The organism is Mesorhizobium sp. M7A.F.Ca.MR.176.00.0.0 (genome assembly GCF_004023165.1).
Lineage (GTDB): Bacteria > Pseudomonadota > Alphaproteobacteria > Rhizobiales > Rhizobiaceae > Mesorhizobium.
On record NZ_RZTC01000036.1, the window covers coordinates 15,811 to 29,686 of the forward strand.

General features: G+C 62.5%; 15 protein-coding genes and 1 pseudogene (1 of these 16 cut by a window edge). 6 read left to right on the plus strand and 10 right to left on the minus strand.

Annotation, left to right across the window (positions count from 1 at the left end; all coding sequences use genetic code 11):
* Together EOB59_RS36280 and EOB59_RS14360 are read left to right on the plus strand one after the other, a co-directional pair.
* Positions 1-402 (plus strand): ABC transporter permease subunit (locus EOB59_RS36280; RefSeq protein WP_245486626.1); only part of this gene is annotated, 402 nt, incomplete at its 5' end.
* Positions 403-415: 13 nt separating this feature from the next.
* Entirely contained in the window at positions 416-1,456 is a 1,041-nt protein-coding gene (locus EOB59_RS14360) for a sulfate/molybdate ABC transporter ATP-binding protein (protein WP_127381770.1), read from the plus strand.
* 15 nt (positions 1,457-1,471) lie between these two features.
* Here the strand turns inward: EOB59_RS14360 and EOB59_RS14365 are convergent, their stop codons facing one another.
* Both EOB59_RS14365 and EOB59_RS14370 read right to left on the minus strand, forming a co-directional pair.
* Positions 1,472-1,870, minus strand: a complete 399-nt coding sequence (locus EOB59_RS14365) for a type II toxin-antitoxin system VapC family toxin (protein ID WP_128288623.1) — start codon at positions 1,868-1,870, stop codon at positions 1,472-1,474.
* Positions 1,871-2,143: an antitoxin gene (locus tag EOB59_RS14370; RefSeq protein WP_127271402.1), complete on the minus strand. Its 273-nt coding sequence runs from the start codon at positions 2,141-2,143 to the stop codon at positions 1,871-1,873.
* A 228-nt stretch (positions 2,144-2,371) separates the two neighbouring features.
* Between EOB59_RS14370 and EOB59_RS14375 the strand changes: the two genes are divergently transcribed.
* Both EOB59_RS14375 and EOB59_RS14380 read left to right on the plus strand, forming a co-directional pair.
* On the plus strand, positions 2,372-3,358 hold the full coding sequence (locus tag EOB59_RS14375; protein WP_127271870.1) for a sulfate ABC transporter substrate-binding protein: 987 nt from the start codon (positions 2,372-2,374) through the stop codon (positions 3,356-3,358).
* A gap of 257 nt (positions 3,359-3,615) precedes the next feature.
* A complete protein-coding gene (locus tag EOB59_RS14380) occupies positions 3,616-4,065 on the plus strand; it encodes an Rrf2 family transcriptional regulator (protein WP_013530871.1) in 450 nt (149 codons plus the stop codon).
* 116 nt (positions 4,066-4,181) lie between these two features.
* On the opposite strand, the gene EOB59_RS14385 is transcribed toward EOB59_RS14380, so the two are convergent.
* Positions 4,182-5,051, minus strand: a complete 870-nt coding sequence (locus tag EOB59_RS14385) for an NmrA family NAD(P)-binding protein (protein WP_128288624.1) — start codon at positions 5,049-5,051, stop codon at positions 4,182-4,184.
* Between the two features lie 43 nt (positions 5,052-5,094).
* Positions 5,095-5,517, minus strand: coding sequence for a DoxX family protein (locus EOB59_RS14390; RefSeq protein ID WP_128288625.1), 423 nt, complete (start codon positions 5,515-5,517; stop codon positions 5,095-5,097).
* A 149-nt stretch (positions 5,518-5,666) separates the two neighbouring features.
* Between EOB59_RS14390 and EOB59_RS14395 the strand changes: the two genes are divergently transcribed.
* Positions 5,667-6,542, plus strand: coding sequence for a LysR family transcriptional regulator (locus EOB59_RS14395; protein ID WP_281061722.1), 876 nt, complete (start codon positions 5,667-5,669; stop codon positions 6,540-6,542).
* Between the two features lie 172 nt (positions 6,543-6,714).
* A complete protein-coding gene (locus EOB59_RS14400; RefSeq protein WP_128288626.1) occupies positions 6,715-7,866 on the plus strand; it encodes a hypothetical protein in 1,152 nt (383 codons plus the stop codon).
* On the opposite strand, the gene EOB59_RS14405 is transcribed toward EOB59_RS14400, so the two are convergent.
* From EOB59_RS14405 to EOB59_RS14430, 6 genes and pseudogenes are all read right to left on the minus strand, one after another.
* The gene (locus EOB59_RS14405; protein WP_128288627.1) at positions 7,861-8,409 is read right to left on the minus strand and encodes a gluconokinase; all 549 of its coding nucleotides are present in this window, start codon (positions 8,407-8,409) and stop codon (positions 7,861-7,863) included. The genes EOB59_RS14400 and EOB59_RS14405 overlap by 6 nt on opposite strands.
* Positions 8,410-8,411: 2 nt before the next feature.
* On the minus strand, positions 8,412-9,398 hold the full coding sequence (locus EOB59_RS14410; RefSeq protein ID WP_128288628.1) for an ABC transporter permease: 987 nt from the start codon (positions 9,396-9,398) through the stop codon (positions 8,412-8,414).
* Positions 9,395-10,375 (minus strand): ABC transporter permease, encoded by a 981-nt coding sequence (locus EOB59_RS14415; protein ID WP_128288629.1) that lies wholly within the window; start codon positions 10,373-10,375, stop codon positions 9,395-9,397. Before EOB59_RS14415 ends, EOB59_RS14410 begins: the two co-directional genes overlap by 4 nt.
* On the minus strand, positions 10,372-11,928 hold the full coding sequence (locus tag EOB59_RS14420) for a sugar ABC transporter ATP-binding protein (protein ID WP_128288630.1): 1,557 nt from the start codon (positions 11,926-11,928) through the stop codon (positions 10,372-10,374). The genes EOB59_RS14415 and EOB59_RS14420 overlap by 4 nt, the downstream gene beginning before the upstream one ends.
* Before the next feature lie 82 nt (positions 11,929-12,010).
* Positions 12,011-13,138, minus strand: coding sequence for a sugar ABC transporter substrate-binding protein (locus EOB59_RS14425; protein WP_127322625.1), 1,128 nt, complete (start codon positions 13,136-13,138; stop codon positions 12,011-12,013).
* A 298-nt stretch (positions 13,139-13,436) separates the two neighbouring features.
* A pseudogene (locus EOB59_RS14430) lies at positions 13,437-13,876 on the minus strand (substrate-binding domain-containing protein); its annotated part runs 418 nt beyond the window's last position; the annotation flags it as partial.

Genomic DNA, 13,876 nt, shown 5'->3' on the forward strand with positions numbered 1-13,876 from the left:
ATCTTCGTCACCTTCCCCTTCGTCGCCCGCGAGTTGATCCCGCTGATGCAGGAGCAAGGCAATGGCGACGAGGAGGCAGCGCTTTCGCTCGGCGCCAATGGCTGGCAGACCTTCTGGTACGTGACCTTGCCCAACGTCAAATGGGGGCTGCTCTACGGCGTGCTCCTGTGCAATGCGCGTGCCATGGGCGAGTTCGGCGCGGTATCGGTGGTGTCGGGCCACATACGCGGCCTGACCAACACCATGCCGCTGCATGTCGAAATCCTCTACAACGAGTACAACGCCGTCGGTGCCTTCGCCGTCGCTTCATTGCTTGCGGGCCTGGCGCTCGTCACGCTGGTCTTGAAAACACTTCTCGAGATGCGCTACGGCGCCGAGATCGCCGCGACACGCGGGCACTGACAAAGGGACCACTATGGAAGTTCGCGTTGCCAACGTGCGCAAGGAGTTTGACCGGTTTCCGGCGCTTCACGACGTGTCGCTCGACATCAAGTCGGGCGAACTGATCGCGTTGCTGGGACCGTCCGGTTCCGGCAAGACGACGCTGCTCAGGCTGATTGCCGGGCTGGAGCGGCCGACACGGGGAAAGATATTCTTCGGCGACGAGGACGCCTCGCACAAGTCCATCCAGGAGCGCAATGTCGGCTTTGTCTTCCAGCACTATGCGCTGTTCCGGCACATGACGGTGGCGGACAATATCGGCTTCGGCCTGAAGGTCCGGCACGGACCGTCGCGCCCGCCGGCGCAGGAGATCCGCCGTCGCGCCTCCGAGCTTCTGGACCTCGTCCAGCTTTCAGGACTCGAAAAGCGCTATCCGGCGCAGCTCTCCGGCGGCCAGAGGCAGCGCGTGGCGCTAGCCCGCGCCATGGCGATCGAGCCCAAGGTGCTGCTGCTCGACGAGCCGTTCGGCGCGCTTGACGCGCAAGTGCGCCGGGAATTGCGCCGCTGGCTGCGCGAAATCCATGACGCCACCGGCCACACCACCGTCTTCGTCACCCACGACCAGGAAGAGGCGCTGGAGCTTGCCGACCGCGTCGTCGTGATGAGCCAGGGCCGCATCGAGCAGGTCGGCACCGCCGACGATATCTACGACACGCCGAACTCGCCCTTCGTCTACGGCTTCATCGGTGAATCGAGCTCGCTTCCCGTCAAGGTCGAGAATGGCGAAATCTGGCTCGCCGACCGTCCGATCGGGCTTGCCGCGCCCAACGAGCCCTCGGGCGATGCGACGCTCTACTTCCGCCCGCACGATGTCGAATTGCTGGACGGCTGCAGCGGCTGCATCGCCGGCACGGTCGCCGCCAGCCGGCGCGTCGCCGGCACGCGCCGGGTCGAGCTTGAGATCGGCGGAGAGCGCCAGCGGGTCGAAATCGAACTGCCGGTCGATCACCCCGCGGCGCAGAAAAGCCGGGTGGCGTTCCGCCCCGGACGCTGGAAGCTTTTTCCGGCGGCTTGATCCTCTGGTCTATGGCTACGCCAGCCAGTTCTCGACCTTCAGGCCCCTGATCCGGTTGAACTCTCCCGTGTTGGCGGTCACCAGCGTGGTGCCCAATGCACAGGCATGAGCGGCGATAAAAAGATCGTTGTGGCCAATGGTCTGGCCCGCGGCTTCAAGCTCGGCGCGAAGTCCGCCATACTCGGCATCCACCGGCACATCGAGCGGCAAGACAGGAATCTCGGCCAGCAAGTCTTCAACCTTCTTGAACAGCTTGGCCGATCCCTTGTTGGCGCAGCCATATCGCAATTCCGAGGCGACCACGATGCTGGTGCAAACGGCGTCATCTCCCTCGCGCGACATTGCCCTCGCGGCCTTGCCAGCCGGGTTTCGGATCATGTCGCTGATAATGTTCGTATCCAGCATGAACCGCATCTAGAAAATGTCCTCGGATTTGACTGGCGTGTCGTAGATCTCGGGGAAGTCATCTTCAGGATCGAGCGGCGGCTCTTTCGCCCACTGGGCGAGCAACGCGGTGAGGCCAGGTTTGCGAACCGGCTCGATGACAAGACGATCGCCTTCCCGGCTGATCAGGACTTTTTCGCCGGGAAGCTCGAACTCGACAGGAATGCGCACCGCCTGGCTGCGGTTGTTGCGAAACAGCTTCGCCTCCTTGGGCGGCGTTGTTGAATGTCGGCTCTGGGGCATGTTGCAGCTCTTTTGTATATGCCTTTTGTATATGCCATGCAGCGCCGCAAAACAAGGCGCAGAAAAACTCCGACGAAGGTAGCATTCTCCTGGAACAGAATTCCAACATTCATCGACTTAGGCGACATATTTTCCTACGATGAGGCCACGAACCTACGGCGCATGCCTCGTCGCACACCACGCACCCCGGCTATGGTCCCACCATAAATTGCATCGGAGCCTGTTTTCATGAGACGATTTTTCCTCGGGCTTGCCACCGTCGCAGGCCTGTTCCTTGCATCCTCCCAAGCCTGGTCGGCCGACAAACTGCTCAATGCGTCCTATGACGTCGGCCGCGAACTGTTCGTGCAGGTGAACAAGGCCTTCATCGCGCAGCATCCGGGCGTCACGGTCGATCAGTCGCATGCCGGCACTTCGGCGCAGGCGCGTGCCATCGCCGAGGGCCTTGGCGCCGATGTCGTTACCTTCAACCAGGTCACCGACATCGACTTCCTGGTCAAGAAGGACCTCGTCTCGGCCGACTGGCAAAAGGATTTTCCCGACAACGCCTCGCCCTTCTATTCGCTGCCGTCCTTCCTTGTCCGCGCGGGCAATCCCAAGCATATCAAGGACTGGAACGATCTCGTGCGCGACGACGTGCAGGTGATTTTCCCAAATCCGAAAACCTCCGGCAATGCGCGCTACACCTATTTGGCGGCCACCGCCTACGCCAAGGAAGCCTTCAAGGGCGACGAGGCCAAGGTGAAGGAGTTCATCACCAAGCTTTTCAACAACGTGCCGATTTTCGACACCGGCGGCCGCGCCGCGACCACCACCTTCGTGCAGCGCGAGATCGGTGATGTGCTGATCACCTTCGAGTCGGAGACGCGCGGCATCCGCAAGGAGTATGGCGACGGCAAATTCGAGCAGGTCACTCCGACGGTCAGCCTGCTGGCCGAATTCCCCGTCGCGATCGTCGACAAGGTTGCCGACGAGCACGGCACGCGCGATCTGGCCAAGACCTATCTCGACTTCCTCTACACGCCGGAGGGCCAGGACATCGCCGCCCGCAACGGCCTCAGAGCCCGCGACGCCGCTGTGGCGGCAAAATACAAGGCCGATTTCCCCGATATCCGGCTGCTGACGGTGGAAGACGTCTTCGGCGGCTGGGACAAAGTGCAGAAAGAGCATTTCGCCGCTGGCGGCCTGCTCGACCAGACCTACGGCAGCCGCTGAAGGCCGCGATATCTGCGCAGTTGACGGAAAAGCCGGCGCCCTGCCGGCTTTTTTCGTTTTGAACGCCGAAAACCTGGTTATCAGCGGAATATCCGCCTTCTCAGTGCAAAACGTTACAAAGAATCAACGCGTTTGTGCCTAACTGCAATCCGGCGGCTTGTTTTCGCGAAACATCATCGCGCGGCGAAAACGTCATTATTTGCACACAAACAGTCGCCAGATGCGAGTGGTTGGGGCTTCAATGGGTTGATCTGGGCATGCTGACGAAAAAAGGCAAATACGGCCTCAAGGCCCTAGTGCATCTGTCCGGCCTGCCGGCCGGCCAATTGGCTTTCGTCAATGACATCGCGGTGGCCAACAACATCCCGAAGAAATTCCTCGATGCCATCCTTGGCGAGTTGCGCAATGCCGGCTTCGTTCAGAGCCGCAAGGGCAAGGAAGGCGGCTATCGCCTCGCCCGGCCGGCCTCCGAAATCAAGATCGGCCACGTCGTGCGCGTGCTTGATGGGCCGCTGGCGCCGATCCCTTGCGCCAGCCGCACGCAGTATCAGCGCTGCGAGGATTGCGACGAGGCGACCTGCCAGGTCCGCCACATGATGCTGGAGGTGCGGCAGGCGATCGCCGAAGTGCTGGACAATCGCAGCCTTGCCGCCATGCGCGACGCCGACAATGACGATTTCCCGGTTGAACTGACGTCGCAGATATAAACCACTGCAAGCTGACCGCGCTCAGACAGATGTGAGATTCGTGCGTTGAAGGAGGGAGTTCTCCGAATCTCGGGTTTCGAAGCTCGAAATCACGGAAAACCCCATGCAGTTTTGGCCTACCCGTTCACATTTGACGCAGCCTCGAATACAGCGCGTGCGGACGTCGTACCCGCTACATGCTCCGTACCCGCCACACCGAGGTCCATCCATCCTGCATTCACGGCCTCGTACATTTCTTCGGCAGGTCCGCTGTGGCCCCTCGGGATGCCGAATTGTTCGAGCGCTTCCGCCCACCCTGCACGCGGGATTGCAAAGGCTTTCACGTCGAGGTTCAGGACTTCACCCAACTGCTCCGCGACTTCATCCGCGCTGACCATCGAACCAAGCTCGACGATGCGCTGCCCTGACCACGTTGGCCCGGTCAAAAGCGTTGCGAATTCCGCGCCGATGTCGTTCGTCGCGACCATGGTCGATTTCCGGTTTGTCGGATTGTAGAAAGCCGGCAGCGTTCCGCCCTGCGCGACCTGCAACCCGAAAAGAAAATTCTCGAAGAATCCGCCTGCGCGCACAAAAGCAACTGGCGATCTCAGGTCGCGAAAACCTTGCTCCAGAAGGGACAAGGCCGCGATCACCCCGTGCCCGCTGGTTCTGTTCGCGCCCATCGACGAAAGCGCAACCACTCGCGGCGGCGCTGCCTTGGTGAGCGCCTCGACATAGCTTGCAATGACGCCCTTTGCTTCCTTGTAATCGGGCGAAGGCGCCCAGACAGGAGGCAGCATGACGAACGCGCCTTCGACGCCTTCGAGCGCCCGCTCGATGGTTGCCGAATCATTCCAATCGCGGTCAACCAGCTCCACGCCCCGGTTCGCCCAGCTCAACGCTTTCTCGCGGTCGCGGACCAGCGCGCGCACCTTTTTGCCTAGCGCTAGCAAATGCCTTGCCGTCGCGCCGCCCACGTTTCCGGTGATTCCCATTACTAAGAACATGTGTTTTCTCCTGATGTTGAGGGACAGAACTGCCCCTGTTGGTTCAATGGATGAGCGGCAGAATGGCCCGGATACGGGGATCGCGCAGATAGAGGCCGCCCCAGGTCATCGCGCCCAGAAGCAGGGAAATGATTTCCGGCGGCGATCCCAACTCACCGATGCGGAGATGGGCGCAGATGGCACCTCCCAAAAAGCCCGTCACCAGGATCGCGCCGAGGACGGCGGTGACCGGGATGGCGTAGAGGATGGCGCAGGCGAGGATGATCGGACCCACGACGCGCGTCAGATCCATCGCGAACCCGGTTTCCTGCAACATGCTCGCGACCCGTGCCGGCGCGAAAAGCTGAACAGTGCCGTCTGCCATCAAAGCGATAACGACAAACGCGCTCATTATCCGGCCGGCCCACAGGGCGCGATGCAAGGTCATAGTTCCCGGTGTCTGATGCGGGTTCACAGTTTCGGACACTTGTCATTCTCCGATGGGGAGATCCCATATTCGAAGCTTACTGTGCCTCTCAGGCGTGATAAACACCGAGGAAATGAACCGACTGTTCTCTTTTTGGGGAACAATACCGGGGCACGAAAATACAAAATCTCGAACCCATCCTCATTTTCATAACGGTAGCGGAAATGGGGAGCTTCACCCGCGCAGCCGACAGCCTTGGCATCCAAAAGGGGAGAGCCTCAACGGCGGTCCGGAAGCTGGAAGAAGATCTCGGTGTCAGGCTCCTGCACCGGACGACGCGCAGCGTGCGGTTGACGGAAGACGGACGTGCATTTCATGCCCGTGCCCGCGATCTGCTCGCTGAAGTCGATGATCTGCACTCGATGTTCGCAGGCGATCGCGTGGCACTTCGCGGGCGTTTGCGAGTCGACCTTCCGACCGAAGTGGCGCGCACAACGATCGTGCCGGCCTTGCCGGATTTCATGGCGGCGCACCCCCAATTGGAGCTGGAGGTGTCGAGTACGGACCGGCAAGTCGATCTGGTTCAAGAGGGGTTCGATTGTGTATTGCGGCTTGGACCCATTCGCGACGAAACGCTGATCGCCCGCCCGTTGGGCCTGTTGCGCATGGCCAACGCTGCCAGTCCCGCCTATCTGGCGCGCCATGGCGTCCCTCGGTCGCTGGAAGATCTCCAGCGTCAGGAACATAGGACAATTCACTTTTCGACGGTGCTGGGCGCGAGACCCTATGGATGGGAATATCCGGACGGCGACAGCTACGCGACGCTTCAGTTGCCAGGTGCGCTGCACGTCAACAGCGCGCAGACCTACGAAGCCGCCGCCCTCGCCGGCCTTGGTGTGATTCAGGCGCCACTTTTGGGCATTGGCCGATACTTGGAGAGTGGAGCGCTTGTCGAGATCATACCCGATTTTCGTCGACGGGCGCTCGCCGTATCCCTCGTCGTTGCACATCGGAGCAATCTGTCGCGCCGAGTCCGCGCATTCATGAAATGGATCGAAGATGTGCTGACGCCGTATATGGAATAGCGACTGCCGGTCAGCGATCAGCGGTCCGGCGTCGCGGGCGCCAGCTCGCGTTGCACACGCCTGTCCCCCAGGTATAGGGCAAGCGAAATTTGCAGAAGTCTTGAGCGCGGACATGACCTTGCACGTCCCAAGCCGACGCAGTAAAGCGGGGTTCGAAGAACGGGCTGGACCGATGAGGCTTTGGTGGTTCGCAAAATCCCGCAAGGCCGCCCGCAAGCTGCCATCGGCAGCCAGTTTCCGCACTGAAATCATCGCCGACGTCTTCGTCCCGGAACGGGCGGAGGACGTCCGCTTCTTCAGCCGCAAGCTGGTTCACCCCGGCCGGTTTCGCCGCTTTTCCAACAAGGACCTTCGCGAAGGCCTGCTGTCCGTCTTCTATCTCGTGGTGGCAGCGGCGCTGCCGGTGCGCTGGTGGGCGCCGATCTGCGGCCGCATATCGAGGGTTCGCCTCAAGCGCCATATGCGCAAGGAATTCCCGGCCTACGCGGCCGCGACACGCGCGGTGCTTGGCGATGGCATCGATACATGCAAGCTGTTCGAGGGATTGCTGGCGGCGCGCCATCGGCGCCGCCTGCAACTTGCCGCACATCTGGTGGCTGGCCGCTGGTCGCCGACGATCCGGCTGGAGGGACTGGAGGGGCTGCGGTCGGCCTTGCAGCGCGGCCACGGCGCCATCCTCTGGTGCGATCAATTCACCGCCCAGACCATCATCGGCAAGCGCGCGCTATACGAGGCCGGTGTCGAGGCGCATCAGGTGAGCGTCAACACCCACGGTATTTCCGAAAGCGCGTTCGGCCTGCGTTTCCTCAACCCGCCGCTAGTCAATGTCGAAAACCGGTTCCTGAAAAGCCGGGTCGTCTTTGATCGTGACGACGCCTATCAGGTCACCATCCGCATCCAGAAGATCCTGAAGCAGAATGGCGTGGTGACGATGACCAACACCGTCCATGCCGGCACGACTTTCACCGAGGCAGCCATGGGCGAAAGCGGCTGGACGCATCTCGCCTCGGCGCCGGCGAATTTTGCCGCCAGGGGCCGAACCGCCCTGTTTGCCATGTCGACCTTCGAAGTGGTTCCCTTCATCGAGTACCAGGCCGTGCTCTGCCCCGAGTTGACGCCGGAGGCGTCTGTCACCCCGGCGACGGACATGGCCAGGGATGGCGCCAAGAACATGACTGTGCAGGCGCACTACATCCTGCTCAAGCGCGACCGCTTGCTGGAGGCGCTGAGGCTCTACCCCGAGCAGATGCTGACGTGGTCCCGCCGGCAGCGGCTGACCGAGGCGCCGGACAGCACCGGCATCGGAATGGATGAAGGCTCATGACCGGCGTATCAGGCGGACCGCGGCAGCGACGAGCTCACCGACCGGACGTGTGGCATCGAGTGTCAAGGCGCGCTCTTCCGCAACCGGCGGCTCGAGGATGGCGAACTGGCTGTCGACCAGGCTTGCCGGCATGAAATGGCCTTTGCGGCTGCCGACACGCTGCCTGGCCGTGGCAGGGTCGATCTTCAAATAGAGGAAGACGATTTCCGGGCAGAAGCTGCTCAGCCGGTCGCGGTAGCTGCGCTTCAGTGCCGAGCAGGCGGCAACCACGCCCTGTCCGCTGCCCACAGACTCCGCGATGCGCTCGCCGATCGCGTCGAGCCAGCCTTCGCGCAGTTGATCGGTAAGCGGTTCGCCGCTTGCCATGCGTGCGACGTTTTCCGGCGGGTGCAGCCTGTCGCCCTCGATGAAGGTAACACCCAGCGCGGCCGCCAGCGCAATACCGACGGCCGACTTGCCGCAGCCGGCGACGCCCATCACCACGATGGCCGGAGGCACCGAGCCGGGAGCGCCCGCTGGCGCCTGTGCTGCCTTTTCGTCCACGGTCAGCGGCTTGCCGGCGCGCGGCCGTAGAGCAGCAGCATGGCGACAATGACGACGCCGTAAATGATCTGCCGCCCCGCCTCCGGCATCTGCATGACGGAGAGGATGGACTGCAGCAGCGTGATGAGGATGACACCGGCGACCGTGCCGAGATAGGAGCCGCGCCCGCCCAGGATCGAGGTGCCGCCAAGCACCACCGCGGCGATCGACGGCAGCAGATAAGCGTCGCCCATCGACTGCGCCGCCTTGGAGGCATAGCCAGCCAGAAGCACGCCGCCGAAAGCCGAGAGCCCGCCGGAGACGGCGAAGGCGACCATCACCACGCGCCGCGTATCGATGCCGGAGAGATACGCCGCGCGTTCGCGGTTGCCGATGCCGTAGACGGTGCGGCCGAAGCTGGTACGGGTCAGCACGAACACCATCGCGGCTCCGATCAGCACCCAGATGATGACCGCGTTGGGCACGCCCGGAATGGCGAAGCCGGTCGCCAGGTAGCGCATCGCGCCCGTTGCCGAATCCTGCGGCGAGAAGCCGCCTGTGTAGACCACCATCAGCCCTTGCGCGACAGCGTTGGTGGCCAATGTGATGATCATCGAGGGGATGCGCAGATAGGCGACGCCGATGCCGTTGACGACGCCGATCAGCATGCCGCAGAAAATACCGAACGGCATGGCCAGCGCCACGCCGACCGGGCCGTACGCCGCCGCAGCGCAGGCCATCATGGCGCCCGCTGCCACCGCCCATGGCACCGACAGGTCGATCTGGCCGAGCAGGATGACCAGCATCATGCCGGTTGCGATGACGCCGAGGAACGAAGCCACCTTGAGCTGCTGCAGAAGATATTCAGGCGACAGGAAGCTTCTGGAATAGAGGCTGCCCAGGAACAGCAAGAGAACGATGCAGGCAAAGGCCGTCAGCACCGCCGGATCGGCGCGGCGGATGAATCTGGGCATGCGGCCGGCAATGCCGCCAAGTGTCGTTTCGCTCACAGGAACCACTCCAGCCGGTTGCGGACCCGAAACAGGGCGAAGGCGCCGAGGCTGACGGCGACCAGCAGGATAACGCCCTGGAACAGCGGCTGCCAGAGCGGATCGAAATCGAAGACGAAGAGCAGGTCGCCGATGGTGCGGAAAGCCAGCGCGCCGAAGATCGCACCGATAGCGCTGCCCTTGCCCCCGAACAGCGAGACGCCGCCGAGCACCACGGCGGCGATCGAAAACAGCGTGTAGGCATTGCCGCTGGCATAGGCCGCCTCGCCCGTATAGGTGAAGAAGGTCAAAAACAGGCCGCCGATCGCCGCCAGCAATCCGGCCAGCGTGTAGGCAGCGAACTTGCCGCGCCGGATCGGCACGCCGGACATGTAGGCCGCCGTCTCCGATGATCCGGCCGCGTAAGCCGCGCGGCCAAGTACCGAGCGGCTGAATGGCACCCAGATCACCAGCACGATGGCGAACAGGACGACCAGGCTCGCCGGCACCACGCCGAACACACGGCCGGTCAGCGCATCGGCCAGATCCTCATTGACCGAGCCGCCCGGAAATGGCCGCAGCAAAAGGCCGATGCCGTAATAGACGGCGCCAGTGGCAATGGTGGCGACGATCGGCTGCAGCCGGCCATAGATGACGATGGCGCCGTTGATCGCGCCGCACAGCAGCCCCACCGCCAGCACGGCGATGACACCGAGCGTCGTCTGCATCGGCGTGCCGACCACCAGCCAGGAGGCGAGGCAGTTGGTGAGCAGGAAGATCATACCGACGGACAAGTCGATGCCGGCGGTGATCACCACCAGCGTCTGCGCCATGGCGACAAAGGCGAGCAGCACGCCCTTGTTCGACGCCGTCTGCACGACATTGGCGGTGAAGCCCGCCGGATGGTTTGAGGTGTAGATGACGAACATGACGATGAAGATGCCGAGCGCCAGCAGAGTTCCGCGCTGCTCGGCCAGCCAGTAGCGCCAATCTTTCACGCGCTTGCTCCCAGGCCCACCGGGCTCTCCTCGCCATGGATGTTGAGCGCGCTTGATATCAGCGCCCGCTCGGTGATCTCGGCACCGACCAACTCGCGCTTGACCGCCCCGTCATAGAGCACCAGCACGCGATCGCAGCAGCCGATCAGTTCATCATAGTCGGTCGAGTAGAACAGGATCGCAGCACCCGCGTCGGCCAGTTTGCGCATCAGCTGGTACAGCTCCTGCTTGGTGCCGACGTCGATGCCGCGCGTCGGATCGTTGAGCAGGATGATGCGCGGCTGGCGCATCAGCCATTTGGCGATGACCACTTTCTGCTGGTTGCCGCCCGAAAGCGCGCCGACCGGAATGTCGAGGCCTGCCGTCTTGATCGCCAAAAGGCCGACCATGTCGTCGATCAGCCGCTGCTCGGCGGCGCGATCGATGATGCCGGCTTTCGACAGCCGGTCGAGCGCCGCGAAGGACAGGTTCTCGCGCACCGTCATCGGCAGCATCAGGCCTTCAGTCTTGCGGTCCTCGGGGATGAGCGCCATGCCGATGCCGTCGTCGCGCGCAACGGATGGGCTGGTGATCGACACCGGCTTGCCGTCGATCAGGATCTGGCCGCTGAGGCCCCGCAGCACGCCGAAGAAGGCGAGCAGCAATTCGCGCTGGCCCTGACCGTCGAGGCCGCCAATGCCGACCACCTCACCTGCCCTGACGGTCAGCGAGATGTCGTGCAGCCGGTCGGCCCAGGAGAGCTTGCGGGCCTCTAACCTGGGGGCTGCGGTGGCAGGCACCGCCGCCGGCTTGGGCGGAAAGATATGGCTGTATTCGCGACCGATCATCAGTTCGACCACTTCGTTGTCGCTCTTTGTGCCTGCCTTGTAGCTGGCGACATTGCGGCCGTTGCGAAACACCGTGCAGTGGTCGGCAAGCTCGGCGATCTCGTTCATGCGGTGCGAGATGTAAAGCAGCGCCAGCCCTTCCGAGCGCAATCGCTTGAGCACGCTGAAGATCTTGGCAACGTCGGTCGCGGTCAGTGCCGAGGTCGCCTCGTCGAGGATCAGGATGCGCGGCTTCCTGGCCAGCGCCTTTGCGATCTCGACCATTTGGCGGCGTGACAGCGGCAGGTCCTTGACCAGCGCCAGCGGGGGGATATCGTGGATATCGGCGGCGCCCGCGCGTGCCAGCGCCTCCTCGGCGATGCGGCGCTGCGCCTTGCGGTCGATCATGCCAAAACGCTTCGGCGGATCGGAAATGACTATGTTGTCGGCAACGCTGAGTTCGGGAACCAGCGACAGTTCCTGGAAGATGCAGACGATACCGGCCTTATTGGCCGCGCCTGGCGAGGCGAATGTCACTTCGCGTCCATCCAGCGTCATGCGCCCTTCGTCGGGCGCGACGACGCCCGCCATAACCTTGATCAGCGTCGATTTGCCGGCGCCGTTTTCGCCGAGAATGGCGTGAATGCTGCCGGATGAGACCGAAAGCTCGGCCTTTTCCAACGCCCGCACACCACCATAGCGCTTGGATATGCCTTCCATCCGGAAGAGCGGAACCATACCGTCCATCGGCCCTCCCGAGGCACTTTTGACGACCAGGGATATCGAATGGCCGGCGCCGCGGGAGATCCCGCGGCGCCTTGTATGCTGCCTATTGGTCCGCCTTGGTCTGGCCCATGATTTCCTGCGCCGTGAAATTGATGCCGCAGGTCGGGAAGGAGTTGCCGACGAAGAAATTGTCAGACTGGTCGGGGAAGAAATCCTGACCGGCTTTGAAGTTCGGATCCTCGACAATCGCCAGCGGCAGTTTGACCGCTTGCGGAACGACATTGCCTTCGAGTGCGGCAATCGCCGTCTTGATGGCAACCGCCACCTGGGCCGGACCGGTGCCGGCCGATGAGCATTTCAGCCCGTCCGCAGCATGAGCGGCGCAGAACTTGCGGAAGCCATTCTCGGTCTCGCCGCCGAACGGCACGAAGGGATGCTTGGCATCGATCATCGCCTGCACGATGCCGGTGTCGCCACCCTGTCCGGTCACGCCGTCGAAGGGGCCGTTGGTTGCGATGGCGTCGGCCGAGGCCTTTTGCGCCACGCCGTCATCCCATTTGCCGACCACCTCGGTGACCTCCCACTTCTTCCCGGACGCGTCGAGAGCCTCATGGATACCGTTGTGGCGGTCGGTGTCGACCGATGTCCCGGCAACGCCGCGCACTTCGAGCACCTTGCCGCCATTCGGCACATGCGTGACCAACCATTTGCCCCACAGCTCGCCAAGACCTTTCTGGTCGACGTTGACGTTGATGGCGTCCTTGGTGTCGAGAATGTTGTCGAAGGCAACCAGAATGACACCGGCTTCCTTGGCGCGCTTGATCACCGGCCCGAAAGCGGTCGGGTTCTGGGCGTTGACCACGATCGCGTCATAGCCGGAATCAATGAAGTTATTGATTGCCGAGATCTGTGCCGGCACGTCTTCTCCGGTCGAGACGACCTTGAATTCCTTCAGCTTTGCAGCAACGTCCTTCTGGGCTGCATAGGCCTTCGCAGTCTGCACCATCTGGATACGCCACGTGTTGGCGATATAGCCGTTGGCGAGCGCAATGCGGTAAGGGCCGTCCTTCTTGGGGAACTTGAAGAACTGCGTATCCGCAGCCCAGGGTGCGAAGCAATCCGGCTCGGCCGCTGGACCCTTGACGATTTCGGGGCCCGCAGCAATCGCCGACGAGCTCAACATGACGAATGCAGTGGCGGCAACGATGCCACCAACAAGTGACTTGATCATCGATATTCCTCCCAATTGCAGTTCTGTTTGTTATTTGACTTTGCGAAGTCTCGCGCGATGCCCGGCACCTCCTGCCTTGGCCACGCTTTCATTGGTCGGTGAATGGCCGACCCGGTTCCTCCCCTTGTCCCCGTCAGCAAAGCTGAAACTATCATATTATCCATAATAAACAAGTATCAGTTGTCGCTTATGTATAATAAACAGGCGTTATCTCTCCCACATGCGCCTGTCAAACAAGGATGGTAGCGCTACCAAACTGGCGTGTAAACCGGCATTCGCACAGTCGCTTCTGTGCGTTTCAACGCGCCGTGCTCTCGCGGCGCTTGAGCTCGAAACCGAGGTCGACGATCCGTTGCTCCGGTCTGTTGCCGGCGATCGCCGCCAGCGCCATGGCGACGGCACGCCGGCCGATCTCATAACGATGGGTGCGGATGCTGGTGACCGAAGGAAACGCCACCTGCATCATGTCGAGATCGTTGAAACCGACGATGCCGATCGTCGTCGGCACCGCGATCGAGGCTCGATGGCATTCGAACAAGACGCCGAGCGCGATGTCGTCATTGTTGCAGAAGACACCGTCGAGTGTCGGCACCTTGGCCAGCGCGTCGCGGAACATCTCGCGGCCGAGCGACACGCTGGACAGCACCGGCGTGGTGGTGACGAGGCGCGGGTCGAACAGGCCCGCGGCCTCCATCGCCGCGCGATAGCCGGCAAGGCGCCGCTGCGAACGCGGGTCCA

What these genes read in the sequence shown, in the direction of transcription:
- EOB59_RS14360 (WP_127381770.1), top strand. Translation starts at nt 416, where the DNA reads ATGGAAGTTCGCGTTGCCAACGTGCGCAAGGAGTTTGACCGGTTTCCG.
- EOB59_RS14365 (WP_128288623.1), bottom strand. Translation starts at nt 1,870, where the DNA reads ATGCGGTTCATGCTGGATACGAACATTATCAGCGACATGATCCGAAAC.
- EOB59_RS14370 (WP_127271402.1), bottom strand. Translation starts at nt 2,143, where the DNA reads ATGCCCCAGAGCCGACATTCAACAACGCCGCCCAAGGAGGCGAAGCTG.
- EOB59_RS14375 (WP_127271870.1), top strand. Translation starts at nt 2,372, where the DNA reads ATGAGACGATTTTTCCTCGGGCTTGCCACCGTCGCAGGCCTGTTCCTT.
- EOB59_RS14380 (WP_013530871.1), top strand. Translation starts at nt 3,616, where the DNA reads ATGCTGACGAAAAAAGGCAAATACGGCCTCAAGGCCCTAGTGCATCTG.
- EOB59_RS14385 (WP_128288624.1), bottom strand. Translation starts at nt 5,051, where the DNA reads ATGTTCTTAGTAATGGGAATCACCGGAAACGTGGGCGGCGCGACGGCA.
- EOB59_RS14400 (WP_128288626.1), top strand. Translation starts at nt 6,715, where the DNA reads ATGAGGCTTTGGTGGTTCGCAAAATCCCGCAAGGCCGCCCGCAAGCTG.
- EOB59_RS14420 (WP_128288630.1), bottom strand. Translation starts at nt 11,928, where the DNA reads ATGGACGGTATGGTTCCGCTCTTCCGGATGGAAGGCATATCCAAGCGC.
- EOB59_RS14425 (WP_127322625.1), bottom strand. Translation starts at nt 13,138, where the DNA reads ATGATCAAGTCACTTGTTGGTGGCATCGTTGCCGCCACTGCATTCGTC.